Source organism: Bacillus sp. JZ39, from assembly GCF_053903145.1.
In genome coordinates this window covers 2,278,118-2,296,564 of record NZ_CP096389.1, presented here as the reverse complement: position 1 = coordinate 2,296,564, position 18,447 = coordinate 2,278,118, and the positions used below count along the sequence as shown (strand labels likewise).

Here is an 18,447-nt window from a genome sequence, read left to right as displayed (position 1 = left end):
CTTACGGCCCGGTCTTTTTTACGTTAATTGACTGCCTGGTAAAGAGGAGCGGCCTGCTGGCACGCTGCGCACCATACGTCATAAATAGCCAAGTGAACGATATGAGGTTCATCATGATGGATGTTGTGGGAGCTGTTTTTAGCTTGAATCCAGCCGCTTTGGTTAGATAGAGACAATATGCTGCTGTGCAAGTTTTGCCACTCCTGTTCAGCAGCGAATTTCTCAGTCCGTTCTCCTGATGACAACACAAGAAGAGGCATGTTTCCTAAGTGGACTTGCCGCTTTTTGAGCTCCTGCAGACTTTTTGAAAACTCAGCATGTGTGCCCTCAAGCATCATCTTTCTCGTATGTGATTTGTGCATTTCTTCGGGTATAAAGGTAAAGCTGGCGCAATCGCCTAAAGCTGGGTCAAGAAGGACCATGCCGATAATATCATACTTGTTTTTGCAGGCCCATAAACCGGTGATGACAGCTCCGTATGAGTGTGAAACAGCCAAATAAGGAGGTTTTACATCAGCTGCTTTAAGCAAACTCTCCAATTCTTTCACTTGTTGATCAGCTGTTCGTTTAGCTCTGCTTTGCCCGCTTTTTCCTATGCCTGCCCGATCATATGTGAAAATGCCAAATTCATCATCAATGTCCGCCATTAATGGTTTCCACGTCTCAGAAGAAGTACCATAGCCGGCCTCAAAGACAATCGTTACACCGCTTGATCCTTTCCGGTGTTGTGTATGAAACGCACATCCGTCAATTGTATATGTCTTTTCCATCCAAGCTGATTTCATTGGAGTCATCTCCTCTAATTGGTTCTACTAGGGAGACGGAGAACCTTAGCCGATCGTTTCTCTAAAAATAAAAAAAGAGATATCCTCTACAGGATATCTCTTATGGGCATTACCAGCCTCTTTCGTATTGGACAGGGGCCGGAATCTCTGTATTGAGCTGTTTCGCAGCAGTTCTTGCAAAGAATGGATCCCGCAAAAGCTCTCTGCCGATAAAGATGAGGTCAGCACGTCCGTTTTGCAGAATTTCTTCAGCCATTGAACCGTCTGTAATCATGCCGACGGCACCAGTAGCCATGTCCGCCTGTTCACGGATTTTCTCAGCGAAGCTGACCTGATAGCCAGGGAATACGTTAATGTCTGCGTGAACAAGGGCGCCTGAGCTGCAGTCAATTAAGTCAACTCCCTGCTCCTTCATCCATTTTGCAAAACCGATGTGATCGGCAATGTCTAAGCCTTTGTCAGTGTAGTCAGAAGCAGATACACGGACAAATAAAGGACCGTCCCATACTTGTTTGACTTCATCAATGATCTCTCTCAAGAAACGATAGCGGTTTTCAGGTGAGCCGCCGTATTCATCTGTGCGATGGTTGGAAAGCGGAGACAAAAATTCGTGAATTAAATATCCGTGTGCCGCATGAATTTCAATCACATCAAAGCCGGCTTCTTTTGCGCGGGCAGCCGCTTGCTTGAACTCCTGAACTGTTTCTTTTACTTTTTCTGCTGACATTTCTACAGGTGTTGCTGATTGTTCGTCAAACGCAATCGCCGATGGAGCGAAGATATCTCCTTCAAGCTCAGCTTTACGTCCGGCATGGGCAAGCTGAATGCCGATTTTTGAACCTTGTTCTTTGACCTGCTCAGTCAGTTTGGCAAAGCCTTCAATATGCTCGTCGCTCCAAATGCCTAAGTCTTGGTCAGTGATTCGTCCTTGAGGGTTAACCGCTGACGCCTCTACAATAATCAGTCCGACCTGGCCGATTGCGCGCGATATGTAATGTGCCATGTGGAACGGTGTTAATTTTCCGTCCTTTTCATGAGAAGAATACATGCACATTGGCGACATGACAATGCGGTTTTTTAACGTCATATCTTTAATTGTAATAGGTGTAAATAATTTTCTGGCCATTTCTTTCGCCTCCCGTAAGGTTTTTAGAGATTGATTATATCAAGTCATTTCTTTCCCGTCATATAAACTGCTCAAAAGAACCGCTTTTGTCAAACATTTCTGTATAATAAACGAGAAATCAGTTTATTTTTCAGTATAGAAGCATTTTTATTCATAGGAGGGGCGAAATCAATGAATTGGCAGACGAAGGACGAATTGCTGGCACTTTTAACTTCTCTTGTGCAATACGAAAGCATCACCGGTTCAAAGGGCGAGGCAGCGCTTGCAGAGTATCTTTATTTTATTTTGAAGGACAAGCCCTATTTTCAAAAGCACCCTGATGATGTAACACTTCATCCGATGGACGATGGCAGATCTTTTCTTACGGCTCTAGTCAAAAAGAAGAATGTCAAAAAGACAGTGCTTCTGCTGAGTCATTTTGATGTCGTTGACATAGAAGATTACGGCGAATTTAAACATATGGCTTGCAAGCCTGCTGAGCTTTTGAGCTCCTTTTTAGAGAAAAAAGAGCTGCTCCCGGAAAGTGTGAGAAGAGATGCCGAAAGCGGAGACTGGCTGTTCGGAAGAGGGACGATGGATATGAAAGCGGGGCTTTGTGTTCAACTGTCGATGCTGGAGAGGGCAATGAACGGGCATTTTGAGGGCAATCTGCTGTTGATAACGGTTCCGGACGAGGAAGTGAATTCAAGAGGCATGATTGAAGCGGTTCCTGCATTGAAGGAAATGGAGAAAAAGCATGATATCACATTAACCGCTTGCCTGAATGCCGAACCGATGTTTGAAAAATTTCCCGGCGATCAGCAGCAATATTTTTATACAGGAAGCATTGGCAAGGTGCTTGCGGGTTTTTTCTGCAAGGGGATTGAGACACATGTTGGAGAGCCGTTTTCAGGCCTAAACGCAAATTTAATGGTATCTGAGATTAACCGTTTGCTTGAACTGAATGCTGATTATTGCGAAAAGGTTGATGGCGAGGTCACTCCGCCGCCGGTAAACTTAATGCAAAAGGACTTGAAAGAGGCATATTCAGTCCAGACACCGCATACAGCTGTCACATTATTTAATGTGCTGTCAATGAAACGCTCAGCTAGTGAGCTGCATCAGATGCTGCTTAAAACAGCAGAACAGGCGGCGGAGGAAATCATGTCGAACGTTCGGAAGAAAACACAGGATTTTCAACAATTTGAGCCATTTCAGCCGATTGAGCGGGACGTCACTGTTTTGACATTTGATGAGCTGGTCTCGCGTGCAAAAAAGCGTGCGGGGATCTCGGAAACAGAGCGGGCTCTAAATTATGCCTTTGCTAACAGGGGCGAGCTTGGAGACAGGGATTTTTCGACGAAAATTGTTTCTGAGCTTGCTTCGCTTTGTAAGGAGGATGCGCCGCTCATCGTTCTGTTTTATAGTCCGCCGCTTTATCCAGCTGTTTCTTCAAAGGATGATCAATTGATCAGAAATACAGCAGATCAGTTAAAGCATTATGCGGCTGAGCGATACGGCATTGCATTACGGGAGGTTCAGTACTTCCCCGGACTTTCGGACTTGAGTTATCTTCAGCTGGAAAAGCAGGAGGTTGATGCATACACAAGCAATATGCCGCTCTTTAACAGAGGGTATTCATTGCCAAGCGGTAAAAATCAGGCTTTATATGTCCCGGTTTTAAATGTCGGTCCGGCTGGTAAAGACCCGCATAAATGGACGGAAAGATTGTATATGCCTTATTCCTTTGAAGTGCTTCCCGATTTGCTTTCATTTACGATCTCCGCGCTATTAAAGCAATCAGAATCTGCCGGCCAGCTGCTGCGGGAAAAATAAAAAACAGAAGGCACTGTGCCTTCTGTTTTTGTCCTTACATCTAAGAGTGTCTCTCTAAGGCGGCACCGGCAAACTGTTCTTTGATTTCTGCGCTCCGTTTAGCTGTTTCTTCAATACAGTGAATAATTGCTTCTTCAAAGCGGGAGTCCTGTAAAGCGCGAAGACCTGCCTCTGTAGTGCCCCCAGGACTGGTGATTTCTTTACGCAGCTTTTCCGGCTGTTTGCCGCTTTGGAGGAGCATATCTGTTGCCCCTGCCATTGTCTGCAAAATGAGTGCTTTTGCCGTTTCTTTATCTAATCCTACTTTTTGTGCTGCTTTTTCCATCGCCTCAATATAACGATACACATAGGCCGGGCCGCTGCCTGCGATTGCAGTGACAGCGTCAAGATGCCGCTCCTCAACCAGTGTTGCATCACCGATTGTTTCCAATAGAGCTTTTGCGGCAATAATATCATTCTTGCTTGCTTCCGTGCTTACGGAAAATCCGGTTGCTGATTTTCTGATTGCCGCTGATGTATTAGGCATGACGCGAATGACCGCGAGCTTTCTGCCAAAATAATGCTGAATGGTTTCGATGGTAAGGCCTGCAAGTACTGAAATGACAAGCTGGTCCTTGATATACGGCCGGATGCTGTCGATGCTTTCCGCCGCGTCTTTCGGTTTGAAAGCGAGGATAATGATATCGGTGTGAGTGAAAAACTCATTTTTATCTCTGCATGGACGCACGCCGTACGTTTCCTTTAATTCAATCAGACGCTCGTCATTTGAGCGATTTGTAATATAGATATGTTCTGGTTTTGTGATGCCGCTTTGCAAAATGCCGTTGATCATTGCTTCTGCCATTGACCCGGCGCCGACAAATCCTATCTTTTTCATTGATATCCTCCTTCTATCAGAACAACAAAAAACCTTTTCATCACGTAAAGGACGAAAAGGTTCGCGGTACCACCCTCATTAGCACAAATTGTGCTCAGCTCAAATCCCCGTAACGCGGGAAACGTTTAGGTTTTCCTAACCGCGACTTGAGGGCAGGTTCTACAAACAAGCGGGCCGCAACACCTTTCAGCCGGGGGTATCGCTCTCTTAGGCCATTGCCTTGTATACTATTCCTCGTCATAGCGTTCCAATGGTTCTCGTTTTAGTTTGTTGTTCATTATGCAATGGCGGACAAGCTAATGTCAATAGCTTTTTCAAAAAGGTTTGTTCTCATTCTGCAATAATGACACAAGACCGAGAAAAAGCTAAAATATGAATAATGAATGAAGACAAGGAGCGAAAGGATGACAACTGAAGATGTAATTGCGATCCGCGTCCCGACACCGTTTGCTGTCGGCGATGTTATCGTTTACCTCGTAAAAGGTGATGCGCTGACACTTATCGATGCCGGGCCGAATACAAAAGAGGCTGCCAGAGCCCTACAAGAGCAGCTTGCTGCTGTAAATGTGAAAATATCAGATATCGAGCAGGTTGTACTGACTCACCATCATGCTGACCATGCAGGCTTGCTTGATGTCTTTTCAGATGAAATCGAAGTGATTGGGCATGCGTTCAACGAACCTTATATCAGCCGAAATCAAGCCTTTGTGGATTGGCAAAAACGTTTTTTTCAAAAGCTGCTGCCTGAATTAGGCGTTCCATTTGATACGGGGAAGGCGGAAAAGCTGATTCGGTCAGCGTACGCATTTTCCTGTACGAGATCTCTGACAAAATCAATCAGAGAAGGTATGGGCATAGATGGGCTTGAGGGCTGGTCTGTGTTGGAGATGCCTGGACATGCTGAATCGCATATCGTTCTGTTCCATGAAAAAAGCGGAAGGATGCTTGGCGGCGATCTACTGCTGGCAAACAGCTCATCTAATCCGATTTTGGAAGCGCCGAAAGCGGGAGACGTCAGGTCAAAGCCTTTAGTGGATTATCAGCGGTCATTGCGAAGGCTGTCTCAACTTGATCCAACAATCGTATTTCCTGGTCACGGCGAGCCTATCACCAGTGTACAAGCGCTGATTGAGAAGCGTTTTGACAAGCAGAGGAACAGGACGGAGGATGTTCGTCGCATGCTGGATGAAAAGCCGATGACCGCTTTTCAGGTCTGTCAGCAGCTTTTTCCTGCTGTATATGAAAAAGAATTGTTTTTAACGATGTCAGAAACGGCAGGTCACCTTGATGTGTTGGAGGCTGAAGAAGCCATCACGTCATATTGGGAAGGAAATACCGCATACTTTAAAACAATGAAGAGGTGAAATGGGTGAAACATATAGCGGGAAAAAGGATTTGGATAACCGGCGCTTCAGGAGGGCTTGGTGAAAGAATCGCATACTTATGCGCGGCTGAAGGAGCCCATGTCCTTCTGTCGGCTAGACGCGAGGATCGTTTGATAGAAATCAAAAGGAAAATAACCGAAGAATGGAGCGGACAGTGTGAGCTTTTTCCTCTGGATGTCGGCCGCCTAGAGGATATCGCCCGGGTCCGCGATCAGATCGGCTCGGTTGATGTACTGATTAACAATGCGGGCTTTGGTATATTTGAAACGGTTTTAGACTCTACATTGGATGACATGAAAGCGATGTTTGATGTGAATGTCTTCGGCCTGATCGCCTGTACAAAAGCGGTGCTTCCGCAAATGCTTGAGCAAAAAAAGGGCCATATCATCAATATCGCCTCTCAAGCGGGGAAAATCGCAACACCGAAGTCTAGCCTGTATTCCGCGACCAAACATGCCGTGTTAGGTTACTCAAACGCTTTGCGGATGGAGCTTTCAGGAACCGGCATTTATGTGACAACAGTCAACCCGGGACCGATTCAGACGGACTTTTTTTCCATTGCTGATAAAGGCGGGGACTACGCCAAAAATGTCGGCCGCTGGATGCTTGATCCTGATGACGTGGCAGCTCAAATTACAGCTGCAATTTTTACGAAAAAGCGGGAGATCAATCTTCCGCGTTTAATGAATGCCGGCACTAAACTGTATCAGCTGTTTCCAGCTCTTGTAGAAAAGCTGGCAGGACGCGCGCTCATGAAAAAATAATATGGAACTGCCTGTTATGGAATGGCTTGATTCGAACGAGGCAGTTTTTGATAGTGGAAGGGAGAGATTGTTGAATGTTAGTTCATTCAGAAGTCCTTCATGCTCTGCTTAAAGATCCGTTTATTCAGAAACTGATTGATGCAGAGCCTGTATTCTGGGCAAATTCAGGCAAGAAAGAGGGGCCAATACCCCGTGCAGATGAGTGGGCAACCGAGATAGCGGAAGCGGAAAAAAGAATGCGGCGGTTTGCATCTTACATTGCCGAGGTGTTTCCTGAGACGAAAGGCGCTAAAGGAATCATCGAGTCTCCGCTTTTTGAGGTGCAGCATATGAAGGAAAAGCTGGAAGCAACATATCAGCAGCCATTTCCGGGAAGATGGCTTTTAAAGTGCGACCATGAGCTTCCGATTTCAGGATCGATTAAAGCGAGGGGCGGGATTTATGAAGTGTTAAAGCATGCTGAAAATCTCGCGCTTCAAGAAGGGATGCTTCAGGAAACCGATGATTACCGCATCTTACAGGAAGAGCGGTTTACCGGGTTTTTCTCCCGCTATTCGATTGCTGTCGGTTCGACAGGAAATCTAGGTTTAAGCATCGGCATCATCGGCGCGGCACTCGGGTTTCGCGTGACAGTGCATATGTCCGCCGATGCTAAGCAGTGGAAAAAGGATCTCCTCCGCCAAAAGGGAGTCATTGTTATGGAGTACGAAACAGATTACAGCGAAGCGGTGAACGAAGGGAGACGGCAGGCGGAACAAGATCCATTCTGTTATTTTATTGATGATGAACATTCTCGTCAGCTGTTCTTAGGATATGCTGTTGCTGCAAGCCGATTAAAAACACAGCTTGACTGTATGAATATAAAGCCAAGTCTTGAGACGCCCTTGTTTGTGTATCTGCCGTGCGGAGTCGGCGGAGGACCGGGCGGTGTAGCATTTGGGCTGAAGCTTTTATACGGAGATCATGTTCATGTGTTTTTCGCAGAACCAACTCATTCACCTTGTATGCTGTTAGGGCTTTATTCAGGACTTCACGAGAAGATCTCCGTCCAGGATATCGGCCTGGATAATCAGACGGCTGCTGACGGACTTGCCGTAGGGAGGCCGTCAGGATTTGTCGGCAAGCTGATTGAACCGCTTCTGAGCGGCTGTTATACGGTAGAGGACAATACGCTTTATACTTTGCTTCATATGCTGGCTGTATCTGAAGATAAATATTTAGAGCCCTCTGCTCTTGCCGGCATGTTCGGGCCGGTTCAGCTTTTTACGACAGAAGAGGGAAGGCACTATGCTCAGAAATATAAGATGGAACATGCCGTACATGTCGTCTGGGGAACGGGAGGAAGCATGGTTCCAAAAGATGAAATGGCTGCGTATAACCGAATCGGTGCTGATTTGCTAAAAAAACGAAATGAAAAATAAGCAGACAGTGAAAAGGTTTTCCGTTACAATCTTTGTAAGGGTTTTAACCTACAGAGAGTCAGGTGTAAACAGTGAAAAATAAAGAACTTAACCTACATACTTTATATACACAGCACAATCGGGAGTCTTGGTCTGGTTTTGGGGGGCATTTGTCGATTGCTGTATCTGAAGAAGAGGCAAAAGCTGTGGAAGGATTGAATGATTATCTATCTGTTGAAGAAGTGGAGACGATCTATATTCCGCTTGTTCGCTTGCTTCATTTACATGTCAAGTCTGCGGCTGAACGCAATAAGCATGTCAATGTTTTTTTGAAGCACCCACATTCAGCCAAAATTCCGTTTATTATCGGCATTGCCGGCAGTGTCGCAGTCGGAAAAAGCACGACGGCGCGGATCTTGCAGAAGCTGCTTTCGCGTTTGCCTGACCGTCCAAAAGTGAGCCTTATCACGACAGATGGTTTTTTATTTCCTACTGCCGAGCTGAAAAAGAAAAATATGATGTCTAGAAAAGGGTTTCCTGAAAGCTATGATGTAAAGGCGCTGCTTGAGTTTTTGAATGACTTAAAATCAGGAAAGGACAGCGTAAAGGCCCCGGTGTATTCCCATCTAACCTATGACCGCGAGGAAGGTGTGTTCGAGGTTGTAGAACAGGCGGATATTGTGATTATTGAAGGCATTAATGTTCTTCAGTCGCCCACCTTGGAGGATGACCGGGAAAACCCGCGTATTTTTGTTTCCGATTTCTTTGATTTTTCGATTTATGTGGATGCGGAGGAAAGCCGGATTTTCACTTGGTATTTAGAGCGTTTTCGCCTTCTTCGGGAAACTGCTTTTCAAAATCCTGATTCATATTTTCATAAATTTAAAGACTTGTCCGATCAGGAGGCTGACGAGATGGCAGCCTCGATTTGGGAGAGTGTCAACCGGCCGAATTTATATGAAAATATTTTGCCGACTAAATTCAGGTCAGATCTCATTTTGCGTAAGGGAGACGGGCATAAGGTCGAGGAAGTGCTGGTAAGGAGGGTATGAAATTGTGCATCATATTGAACTGTATGTCTCTGATTTGGAGGCGTCTAGGCGGTTTTGGGGCTGGTTCTTAAAAGAACTTGGCTATAAAGAGTATCAAAAATGGAGCTCAGGCATCAGCTGGAAGAAAGATCGTTTTTACCTAGTGATTGTGCAGGCGAAAGAGCCATTTCTAGAGCCGGAATACCATAGATGCCGAGTCGGTCTGAACCATCTCGCATTTCATGCTGAATCCAAGCTTCAAGTCGATCAGATGACTGAAAAATTGACGGCAAAAGGCTATCGTGTGTTGTACCGAGACAGGCATCCTTTTGCCGGAGGAGACGGGCATTATGCAGTCTTTTGTGAGGATCCAGACCGGATTAAGGTAGAGCTCGTTGCCCCAAGCTGTTAATCGTGATCTTCGGACAGGCTGTTCAGCTTTTTCTCAATGCGATCCAGCTGCGCTTTTCGGTTTTTCGCATACTTGAAGCCTGTAACAGCCGCAAAGACGACAGCGGCAAATATAATAAATACAAACAGCTGAAACATCACATCACCTATATTCATGTTCTTCACCTCATGTTTGCGGGAGAGATTCATTCTCTTCCGTTTTTTATGTAAAGCGGCTTTTCCAGACGGGAACGGTGTTTTGTGGTCTCCATTTTCATTTGCCGATAGGCGAACGCTAAAAATGGCAGGCCGAGCAGGGTAATGCCGCTCAGGACAGAAAAAATATAAATCGGCCGGCCAGCGCCAAACAGGTCTATACATATCCCCCCGACCCAAGGGCCGATGACGTTTCCGAGCTGTGAAAAACCGATTGCCCCGAAATAAGTGCCTTTTAATCCTGGTTTTGCAATCTGGTCTACATACAAATCCATCATAGAGAATAAAAGCACTTCGCCAATTGTAAATGTGATGACAATCATCACAATTGATGGAACACCGTGTGATACGGTGAAAATGGCCATGCTGATGCTAACCATCACATTACCGAGCATCAGAGAACAAAGCGGCGAAAACCGTTTTGCAAAATGGACAATGGGAAATTGCGTCGCCAACACAACGATTGCGTTTAATGTCAGCATCAGCCCATACAGCTTCGTTCCATTGCCGATCAAGGGGTTCTGCGCCATATACTGAGGGAATGTGGAACTGAATTGTGAGTAGCCGAAGGTGCATAGCGTAATGCCGACCAAAGCAATGGTAAAAAGATAATCCTTTTGCGTGACCATAAACGCTTCCCGCACGCTCATATTTCGGGACTGGGCTGGTGCTGATAAGGATGGATGTTTTTTAAATTGGAGGGCAAGCACAATTCCGTATAGTCCGTAAATGACTGCAGGCACCAAAAAGGGCGTAGTCGATTGCGATGAGCCGAAATATAGGCCAAGCACAGGTCCGAAGACAACGCCGATATTAATAGCCGCATAGCGTAAATTAAAAACTAGCAGTCTCGTTTTTTCTTCTGTCATATCAGACAGCAAGGCCTTTGAAGCGGGCTCAAACAGTGATTTGCAAAGACCGTTTAATGCGTTTACTACAAAAAACACCCAGAGATGAGATGCTGCCGCAAAGCCTGCAAATACCAGCATCCATCCGAAAATCGATACAAGCATCATGTTTTTTCTGCCGAATTTATCTGAGATATATCCGCCGTAAAAGCTTGCGAGGATGCCGACTGATGAGCTCGCGGCGATGACCAGCCCTGCATAGGAAGCTGATGCGCCTTGGACGGCTGTCAAATAAATCGCTAAAAAAGGAATGCTCATCGATGTTGCCATTCTGCCGAAAATGGTTCCGATTATAATTGTCCAGCTGATCGGGTGGATATCTTTCCATTTCTTCATGAATTATATTCTCTCCTGTATGTATGATCTTTCTCTATCATATATGAAAAAATTTCCTTCTCCAATAGATCGTTCAAAATATTTCGTTATTGACATGTAGTATGCCTGATTGTATGGATGGCAATATACTATGCGTTGAGGATGCGTGTGGCGGGGGTTACATCTTGAATTTGAAGGTGATGACAGAAGGAAAATGACGGTATGTCCGAATTCAGTGAGGGTGTGTTTGAAACATTAAAAGAGTTTAAGCCGCCAGGACGTAGATCATATCGGCAGTGAAACCGGCTATGAGATCAAGATGTACGCTGAAAACCGATGGACCGCATGACAGAACAAGAGAGCACATCTCTTCGAAAAAGTGTATACGCGTGATCATGGACAGCTTATTCCGTTTTGCGCGAGCATTGAGGGGAATTTTACGCCAGGCCATATGAATCTATGGAGCGTGAGAAAATCCTGCTTTTTTTCTGTAAGCCTGAGACTGTTTATTTGTTTCAGGCGGTGTTTTCAAGGGGAAGCCGCATCAGCGGCTAAAAGTCATGCGTTTAAGAGAACAAGCCTTGGTTTGTGACATAGTCATAAATGATATCTTCTATATGCGCATGCAAATCCTCATCCGGTTCTTCATTCCGTCTCTCTTGTAGAGCCGCTTTCAGGCTTTGTTTTTCATACGGGCTTAACGGATCTATAGCAACGTTTCTGCCGTATTGCCGCAATGCTTGTTCCATCATTTTTTCGACAAATTTCTCCATCATGACTCTCCTATCCTTATGCTTCGCTTTTATTCTACTAAATGTTTTTCTTCTCTCAAACCCTTGGATCATATTTTCTGTCAGACAAGAATCATTTACCAGTATAAAACGAACATACTTTCGCATATAATGAAAAACGAACATAAGTTCTTTTTAGAGGTGTGTATGATGAAAGAAAAAGTGATTTTTCTCGTTGACATGCAATCGTTTTATGCATCTGTAGAGAAAGCGGAAAATCCACATTTGAAAAATAGGCCCGTCATTGTTTCGGGTGACCCTGAAAAAAGGGGCGGAGTCGTATTGGCTGCCTGCCCGCTGGCGAAACAAAAGGGTGTGGTGAATGCTTCACGGCTGTGGGAGGCGCAGGAAAAGTGTCCTGAGGCTGTTGTGCTCCGGCCGCGTATGCAGCGGTATATTGATGTATCACTGCAAATTACGGCCATTCTCGAGGAGTATACAGACCTTGTGGAGCCTTATTCTATCGATGAACAGTTCATGGACATTACAGGCAGCCAGAAGCTGTTTGGGACGCCGATGGAGATCGCGAAAAGCATTCAGGGCAGAATCATGCGGGAGATCGGCGTTTATGCACGGGTCGGAATCGGCCCTAACAAAGCGCTGGCCAAAATTGCGTGTGACAATTTTGCCAAAAAGAATAAGAACGGTATTTTTACCTTAACGAAAGAAAATATGAAAACCGAAATGTGGCCGCTCCCGGTGGGCAGCATGTTTGGCGTCGGGAGCCGCATGAAGCATCATTTAAATCGGATGGGCATCAGCACGATCGGCGGGCTCGCGGCTTTTCCGCTCGATCTTTTAAAAAAGAAATGGGGCATTAACGGCCACGTGCTGTGGATGACGGCAAACGGAATCGACTATTCCCCTGTGTCAACTTCGTCTCTGGACGGGCAAAAGGCGATAGGCCATGGAATGACTCTCCCGAGAGACTACGAACACTTTGACAAAGAAATCAAGGTCGTATTGCTTGAGCTGAGTGAAGAAGTGTGCAGGCGAAGCCGAAACGCCGGAGTCATGGGGCAGACGGTGTCAGTGAGCTGCCGGGGTGCTGATTTTGATTGGCCGACGGGCTTCAACCGGCAAGTGAAGCTGGCAGAGCCGACTAATTCTACTCAGGATGTATATGAGGCTGTACGCCGGCTGTTTCTTACATTTTGGGACGGGAAACCTGTCCGCCGCCTCGGTGTCAATCTGTCTCAGCTCTCATCTGATGACATATGGCAGCTCAATTTATTTCAGGATTATGCAAAGAAAATGAGCCTAGGCTATGTGATGGATGGCATTAAAAATCGATTCGGCGATACAGCAATCATCAGGGCGGCGTCACTGACAGCGGCAGGCCAGGCATTTGAACGTGCGGCTAAAATAGGGGGGCATTATAAATGAACGATCATTTAAAAAGGGGCAACCTGCTGTGGGAAGGGAGCAGGATGTTTCTGCCGGAACATAAGCAAAGCCTGCTGGAGAGAAAGCGACTTAAACAGAAGCTGCAAAAGCCGATCCTTGACCCCAATAAGCTGGAAGAGATGAATCAAACGCTTTGCGCCGCGATGGAGTTCGCTCAGGATATCACTGTCAGCTGCTTTCAGGACGGTGAGATTGTCCGCTGCACCGGGAAGATCTGCCGGTATGAAGAGTTTGAAAAAGCAGTATGGATAAAAGGAGACGAGGATCAGCTTTATAAGCTGAGACTTGATCAAGTGCTTGATATTGTGCTGTAAAGTCTCTCCTCCTGCTTGGGGGAGAAATAGGCTAAAATGATGAAACATTGTTCCCTCGGCAGTCTGGAAACGTATGATAAAGGAAAGAAGGCATTTACAATTCCAGCCAGGCAAAATATAATTTTTATATTGTGAGAAAAAGAGCTGACATTCGTTTTGCCAGACGGAGGGAGATCAAATCGTAATGGATATTCGAACAATCACGTCTTCAGATTATGAAATGGTAACGTCTGTACTGAATGAATGGTGGGGCGGCAGACAGCTGAAAGAAAAATTGCCGAGACTATTTTTTGAGCATTTTCAGGACACAAGCTTTATTACATCCGAACATAACAGCATGACGGGATTTTTAATCGGATTTCAATCGCAATCGGATTCTGAAACGGCGTACATTCATTTTTCCGGTGTGCATCCAGATTTCAGAAAAATGCAAATTGGGAAACAATTGTATGATGTATTTATCGAAACAGTAAAACAAAGAGGCTGCACCCGGGTAAAGTGCGTCACTTCACCTGTGAATAAGGTATCAATCGCATATCACACAAAATTGGGGTTTGATATTGAAAAGGGCACCAAGACGGTAAATGGCATCTCAGTGTTTGCAAACTATGATGGCCCAGGCCAAGACAGGGTACTGTTTGTCAAAAACATATGAGGGGGAAATATGATGAATTTTTTATCAAAAACACCTGAGCCTCCTTACTATGCAGTCATTTTTTCTTCTGTCAAAAGCGAAAATGACACAGGATATGGAGAAACAGCGGAGCGGATGGTATCGCTTGCGGCGGATCAGCCTGGATTTTTAGGCGTGGAAAGCGTACGTGAAGCGGATGGAAGGGGCATCACAGTTTCCTATTGGGACAGTATGGACGCAATTAACCATTGGAGGCATCACACTGAACATCAAGCAGCAAAAGAAAAAGGAAAAAGCCTTTGGTACGAGTCGTATGCAGTCCGCGTCGCAAAAGTCGACAGACAGCGGCTGTTTCAGGAGAACACGAATGATTGAATTTCTCCAGCATAAGGAAGCCGCTATAGCGCGTGAGATTTTAGCCGTACAGATCCCCGCCTACATAAAGGAAACAGAGATTATCGGTTTTGACGGTATTCCCGCTTTACAAGAGAAGGTGAAGGATATTCAAGCATCCCATGAACGGTTTGCGGGATATCGGGAAAACGGCAAGCTGATCGGTGTCATTTCATATGAGAAAAACATGCATCATCTCACCATTTGCAGGCTTGTTGTACATCCTGACGGTTTCAGAAAAGGAATTGGACGAGCGCTTCTGCAATTTGTCATTGATCATAATGAAGACGCTGAGAAAATCGAAGTAGTCACAGCCGAGAACAATATCCCGGCCGTGTCACTCTATACACAGGCCGGATTCCAAAAGGCAGAAACCGTCAAAGCAGCGCAGGGTCTATTGCTGTCGGTCTTTCATTTGTATCCGAAAAGAAAAGTTGAGGTCATTCTCTACAACGAAAAATGGGCAGAATGTTTCGATGAAGAAAAAGAACGGCTGAAACTTGTGTTCGGGTCGGAGATTATCGCTGTTCATCACATCGGAAGCACATCAATACCGAACATGGCAGCGAAGCCAATCATTGATATGTTAATTGAAGTCAGAAGCATTGAAGCCGTGAGCCAATTTGATGAACAAATGAAGGCTAACGGCTATATACCAAAAGGTGAGAACGGCATAGCGGGCAGGCGTTATTTCCAAAAGGGCGGAAATAAACGCACTCATCATGTCCATATGTACGAACAGGGAAACCCTGCTATTGAAAGGCATCTGTTATTCAGAGATTATCTCAGAGCTCATCCAAACATAGCGAAGGAATACGCCGTTCTCAAAAAACGGCTGGCGGCCCAGCATCCTGACAGCATCAATCAGTACATACAAGGGAAAGATGAGTGGATCAAGACTGCAGAAGAAAATGCGAAGCGGTGGAAAAAAGGCAGAAACAATGCGAATGGCAGTGTTGTATGCTACAATAGCGAAAATGATGAAAACGGGGGTTTCACCTTATGAACATACATGTGACAGATGCAGCAAAACAGGCACTGCAGCAGGCGTTTGACGCCAACCCGGGGAAAAAAGCCCAGCTTCGTTACGATGCAGAAGGATGCGGCTGCGCGGTAAGCGGTGTCCCGACAATCTGGCTGGCAGAAGAATTAACGGGACAGTGCGAGCAGCTGGAAACGAACGGCATTCCGCTGTATATCCAATCGTCACAAAAAGTGTTTTTTGACGATCAAATGACGATCGATTACAATGAAAAAGCCAAAACATTGGCGCTGAAAAGCCCGGCTGAAATGCTCAGCCCCAGAATGAGCATATTAGTAAAGTAGGAGACGCGAAACGTGGAACAAAAGCTGAAGGCAATGAAGAACACAGCACAAAATAAAACGTGGGTATCCTTCCTGAATCAAAACCATCCCTATACCTTGCTTCACTGGTCAATTGGAGGAGCAGAGTCCATCAAGAAAGATGTCTGGCTATTGCAGGATGAAATGACCTTCGAGACGCAGGAGTTTACAACGATAGATCTTGCGATTGAATGGATCAGAGAAAATATGGATGGCATTACCGACGTTCTGTAACATAAAAAAGCGAAAGAGCCGAAGAGGCCTTTCGCTTTTTTATTCTGTTGAATCATTCATGTTGTCTAAAAACTCCTGCACTGTTTTTCGGTACGTATCCCGATTTTTGGTATATGACATGGCGTGTTCACCGTTCTCGGCAATGTACAGCGCTTTCGGCCCGCGTTTCTTTTCATAAAGCCGCTCGGTTGAAGAAACAGGAATGTAGTCATCATCCTTACTGTGAATAAAGAGGACCGGCTTTTCGATTTTATCAATGACAGCAAGCGGAGATACTTCACGTGCGCGATAGCCGCCTCTCAGCTTCAAAAAGAAGTCGGCGATAGGAAGCAGGGGCCAAGACGGGAGCCTGTATTCCGCTCTCAGCCGGTAGGCAAGCTGTTCATCAAAACATGCGAACGGACAATCGGCAATATAAAAATCAGCGCCATCGCTGCAGTGTGCACCAGCATAAAGCAGGGCGGTCGCAGCTCCCATCGACTCACCGTGAATTCCGATCAATCCGCGATGATTTGTTTTGTTTTTGAGCCAGCTGACAACCTTATTGAGATCATCCTTTTCGTAAAACCCGTAGCTGGTCGTCTTTCCGCCGCTTTGGCCATGCCGGCGATGGTCATAAATGAGCACATTCCAGCCGAGACCAAGAAATAAATGCATATACTTAAGAGAATTCAGCACATTCATGGTTACCCCGTGGCAGATGATGATGGTATTTGGTGTGTCATGCGGTGCGACATGGTATCCTTTTATGTCGTACCCGTAAGCGGATGGTAACACAAAAGCGGTTTTCTCCATTTGTTCAAATGATTCAAACACATCATGTCCGTCGTCTGTCTCTCTTTTGATAATGTCTTCATCCGTTTTTTTCTTGATGTATAGAATCATATTCGAAAAAACAATTCCGATTGCGATGACAGCTGTTACGAGAGCACCAATGGCCAAAAAGATTTTCTTCAACAAGTCACAGCACCTTTCAACTAAATATAGGTAATTCGTGTTTAAAATCATTATACCTAAACACTGCTTCGCTGAGAAAGTAATCAGAAGAGAGTCTGCTTGTTCAGTGTATATGCTCCGTGATAAACTGTCTTCAAAACAAAACATGGGGGAAGTCTGAATGAAAAAACAAAAATCCGCTGACAAACACCAGCTAAAAGACGGCCTTCAATCCGATATCAAAGCAAAGCTTATGGAGATGAAGAGCCAATTGAAGGAAGAGGATGAAAAGAGGCAGGAAAGAGAAAAAGCAGAACAGATCAGAAAGAAAAAAGAGATCGAAAAAAATAAGAGCTTTGAAGAACTCCTAAATGAAAGCCAAATGGATTGGCATCAATATAAATAAACCAGCACCCGTACGGGTGCTGGTTTTTCTGCTATGAGCGATGAGCTTTGTAAATGTCTTGTTTCGCATGAGATTGGAGCGCTTTGATTTCCTCTTCGGTTAAACGCCGTGCATTTGCTGCCTGAATATTTTCCCGTAACTGCTCAATCTTACTGGCGCCTGTAATCACTGAAGCGACAGCCGGCTGTGCTAGCAGATACTGCAGCGACTTTTCTGTCATGGAAAGATCGGGAGCCACTTCCTCCATTGCCTTGCGGGCGTTTGTCAGTTCCTCGAATGAATAGGACAAGTACCCGTTTTGTTTCATGCTGTCTGAAGCTTGATCAAGCGGTTTTTCAGTTAAGAGCCCTTTGGCAACAGGACCTCTGGCGACTACGCTGATTTGATGTTCCTCTAAAAGCGGGAGCCATTCCTCAGGGCGTCTGTCAAACAGGCTGAATTGCATCATAATGCTGACGATGTTTGATTTTTTTACATATTCTTTAATCACATTCGGGCGGATGGAAGAAATGCCGTAGTAGCGGATGACACCTTCTTGTTTTAATTCCTCAAACGCTTCGATCGTTTCATCAATGTTGTCCTCTATCGTGCCGCCGTGAAGCTGATAAAGGTCGATATAATCTGTTTTCAGACGTGTAAGGCTCTTTTTTACCGCCTCTTTTATGTAAGCTTTTGAAGGGTCCCAATACCAGCCCTCGCTTCCGTCATCCCAACGGTTTCCCGCTTTTGTTGCCAGTATAATATCCTGGCGTCTGTTTTGGATCGCATCACCGACAATTTCTTCATTGCGGCCTCGGTCATACAAATCTGCTGTGTCCAAATAGTTGATGCCAAGCTCGATCGCTTCATCCAGAATGGACAATGCTTTGTTTTTTTCAGTTCCAAGAGACATACAGCCGAGTCCGACTTCACTAATGTCTAAATCAGATGTACCCAATTTGCGCTTTTTCATGTGCACACTCCTTTTTTAGGCTTT

Annotated in this window: 22 protein-coding genes; 14 read left to right on the top strand and 8 right to left on the bottom strand. The window is 45.4% G+C overall.

The annotated features are described in order from the left end of the window. Nucleotides 1-23: 23 nt before the first annotated feature. Both M1D65_RS11695 and namA read right to left on the bottom strand, forming a co-directional pair. A complete protein-coding gene (locus M1D65_RS11695; protein WP_014477266.1) occupies nucleotides 24-785 on the bottom strand; it encodes an alpha/beta fold hydrolase in 762 nt (253 codons plus the stop codon). Between the two features lie 109 nt (nucleotides 786-894). Beyond that, nucleotides 895-1,911 (bottom strand): NADPH dehydrogenase NamA, encoded by a 1,017-nt coding sequence (gene namA, locus M1D65_RS11690; protein WP_003230377.1) that lies wholly within the window; start codon nucleotides 1,909-1,911, stop codon nucleotides 895-897. A 171-nt stretch (nucleotides 1,912-2,082) separates the two neighbouring features. Here namA and M1D65_RS11685 point away from each other — a divergent pair, with 171 nt between their 5' ends. Next, nucleotides 2,083-3,726 carry a M20/M25/M40 family metallo-hydrolase gene (locus M1D65_RS11685; protein ID WP_276352856.1) on the top strand — a complete coding sequence of 548 codons (1,644 nt, stop codon included), beginning with the start codon at nucleotides 2,083-2,085 and terminating at the stop codon, nucleotides 3,724-3,726. A gap of 40 nt (nucleotides 3,727-3,766) precedes the next feature. Here M1D65_RS11685 and proC read toward each other — a convergent pair whose 3' ends face one another. Then, a complete protein-coding gene (gene proC / locus M1D65_RS11680) occupies nucleotides 3,767-4,603 on the bottom strand; it encodes a pyrroline-5-carboxylate reductase (RefSeq protein ID WP_014477264.1) in 837 nt (278 codons plus the stop codon). A 404-nt stretch (nucleotides 4,604-5,007) separates the two neighbouring features. Here proC and M1D65_RS11675 point away from each other — a divergent pair, with 404 nt between their 5' ends. The 5 genes from M1D65_RS11675 (at nucleotide 5,008) to M1D65_RS11655 (ending at nucleotide 9,595) form a co-directional block, all read left to right on the top strand. Further along, a complete protein-coding gene (locus M1D65_RS11675; RefSeq protein WP_038829766.1) occupies nucleotides 5,008-5,967 on the top strand; it encodes an MBL fold metallo-hydrolase in 960 nt (319 codons plus the stop codon). A gap of 5 nt (nucleotides 5,968-5,972) precedes the next feature. Next, entirely contained in the window at nucleotides 5,973-6,752 is a 780-nt protein-coding gene (locus tag M1D65_RS11670; RefSeq protein WP_032726087.1) for an SDR family oxidoreductase, read from the top strand. Between the two features lie 74 nt (nucleotides 6,753-6,826). Next, nucleotides 6,827-8,173: a D-serine ammonia-lyase gene (dsdA, locus tag M1D65_RS11665; RefSeq protein WP_276352853.1), complete on the top strand. Its 1,347-nt coding sequence runs from the start codon at nucleotides 6,827-6,829 to the stop codon at nucleotides 8,171-8,173. A 71-nt stretch (nucleotides 8,174-8,244) separates the two neighbouring features. After that, a complete protein-coding gene (coaA, locus tag M1D65_RS11660) occupies nucleotides 8,245-9,204 on the top strand; it encodes a type I pantothenate kinase (protein WP_003245966.1) in 960 nt (319 codons plus the stop codon). A 4-nt stretch (nucleotides 9,205-9,208) separates the two neighbouring features. Further along, on the top strand, nucleotides 9,209-9,595 hold the full coding sequence (locus M1D65_RS11655; protein ID WP_004398989.1) for a VOC family protein: 387 nt from the start codon (nucleotides 9,209-9,211) through the stop codon (nucleotides 9,593-9,595). Here the strand turns inward: M1D65_RS11655 and M1D65_RS11650 are convergent. The 3 genes from M1D65_RS11650 to M1D65_RS11640 all read right to left on the bottom strand — a co-directional run bounded on the left by M1D65_RS11650 (nucleotide 9,592) and on the right by M1D65_RS11640 (nucleotide 11,785). Continuing rightward, nucleotides 9,592-9,750: a hypothetical protein gene (locus tag M1D65_RS11650; RefSeq protein ID WP_004398585.1), complete on the bottom strand. Its 159-nt coding sequence runs from the start codon at nucleotides 9,748-9,750 to the stop codon at nucleotides 9,592-9,594. The two genes, M1D65_RS11655 and M1D65_RS11650, sit on opposite strands and share 4 nt — an antisense overlap. A 29-nt stretch (nucleotides 9,751-9,779) precedes the next feature. Further along, nucleotides 9,780-11,033: an MDR family MFS transporter gene (locus M1D65_RS11645; protein ID WP_122894919.1), complete on the bottom strand. Its 1,254-nt coding sequence runs from the start codon at nucleotides 11,031-11,033 to the stop codon at nucleotides 9,780-9,782. Between the two features lie 545 nt (nucleotides 11,034-11,578). Then, the gene (locus M1D65_RS11640) at nucleotides 11,579-11,785 is read right to left on the bottom strand and encodes a YqzH family protein (protein WP_014477257.1); all 207 of its coding nucleotides are present in this window, start codon (nucleotides 11,783-11,785) and stop codon (nucleotides 11,579-11,581) included. A 165-nt stretch (nucleotides 11,786-11,950) separates the two neighbouring features. On the opposite strand from M1D65_RS11640, the gene M1D65_RS11635 reads away from it, so the two are divergent. The 7 genes from M1D65_RS11635 to M1D65_RS11605 all read left to right on the top strand — a co-directional run bounded on the left by M1D65_RS11635 (nucleotide 11,951) and on the right by M1D65_RS11605 (nucleotide 16,129). Then, nucleotides 11,951-13,189 carry a DNA polymerase IV gene (locus M1D65_RS11635; protein WP_010886562.1) on the top strand — a complete coding sequence of 413 codons (1,239 nt, stop codon included), beginning with the start codon at nucleotides 11,951-11,953 and terminating at the stop codon, nucleotides 13,187-13,189. Beyond that, nucleotides 13,186-13,524, top strand: coding sequence for a YolD-like family protein (locus M1D65_RS11630; protein ID WP_021479968.1), 339 nt, complete (start codon nucleotides 13,186-13,188; stop codon nucleotides 13,522-13,524). Before M1D65_RS11635 ends, M1D65_RS11630 begins: the two co-directional genes overlap by 4 nt. A 184-nt stretch (nucleotides 13,525-13,708) precedes the next feature. Next, entirely contained in the window at nucleotides 13,709-14,179 is a 471-nt protein-coding gene (locus tag M1D65_RS11625; protein ID WP_015384025.1) for a GNAT family N-acetyltransferase, read from the top strand. Between the two features lie 9 nt (nucleotides 14,180-14,188). Then, the gene (locus M1D65_RS11620) at nucleotides 14,189-14,533 is read left to right on the top strand and encodes an antibiotic biosynthesis monooxygenase family protein (protein WP_044144006.1); all 345 of its coding nucleotides are present in this window, start codon (nucleotides 14,189-14,191) and stop codon (nucleotides 14,531-14,533) included. Continuing rightward, nucleotides 14,526-15,557 (top strand): GNAT family N-acetyltransferase, encoded by a 1,032-nt coding sequence (locus M1D65_RS11615; RefSeq protein ID WP_032726079.1) that lies wholly within the window; start codon nucleotides 14,526-14,528, stop codon nucleotides 15,555-15,557. The genes M1D65_RS11620 and M1D65_RS11615 overlap by 8 nt, the downstream gene beginning before the upstream one ends. Then, nucleotides 15,554-15,877, top strand: a complete 324-nt coding sequence (locus tag M1D65_RS11610; protein WP_003226552.1) for an iron-sulfur cluster biosynthesis family protein — start codon at nucleotides 15,554-15,556, stop codon at nucleotides 15,875-15,877. Before M1D65_RS11615 ends, M1D65_RS11610 begins: the two co-directional genes overlap by 4 nt. Nucleotides 15,878-15,889: 12 nt before the next feature. After that, complete coding sequence (locus tag M1D65_RS11605) at nucleotides 15,890-16,129, top strand: YqkC family protein (RefSeq protein WP_003230411.1); 240 nt, start codon at nucleotides 15,890-15,892, stop codon at nucleotides 16,127-16,129. 39 nt (nucleotides 16,130-16,168) lie between these two features. Here M1D65_RS11605 and M1D65_RS11600 read toward each other — a convergent pair whose 3' ends face one another. Beyond that, nucleotides 16,169-17,086 (bottom strand): alpha/beta hydrolase, encoded by a 918-nt coding sequence (locus M1D65_RS11600; RefSeq protein ID WP_064671142.1) that lies wholly within the window; start codon nucleotides 17,084-17,086, stop codon nucleotides 16,169-16,171. Nucleotides 17,087-17,246: 160 nt separating this feature from the next. On the opposite strand from M1D65_RS11600, the gene M1D65_RS11595 reads away from it, so the two are divergent. Further along, nucleotides 17,247-17,471 carry a YqkE family protein gene (locus M1D65_RS11595; protein ID WP_003230416.1) on the top strand — a complete coding sequence of 75 codons (225 nt, stop codon included), beginning with the start codon at nucleotides 17,247-17,249 and terminating at the stop codon, nucleotides 17,469-17,471. A 31-nt stretch (nucleotides 17,472-17,502) separates the two neighbouring features. On the opposite strand, the gene M1D65_RS11590 is transcribed toward M1D65_RS11595, so the two are convergent. Beyond that, the gene (locus tag M1D65_RS11590) at nucleotides 17,503-18,423 is read right to left on the bottom strand and encodes an aldo/keto reductase (protein WP_021479963.1); all 921 of its coding nucleotides are present in this window, start codon (nucleotides 18,421-18,423) and stop codon (nucleotides 17,503-17,505) included. Nucleotides 18,424-18,447: the final 24 nt, after the last annotated feature.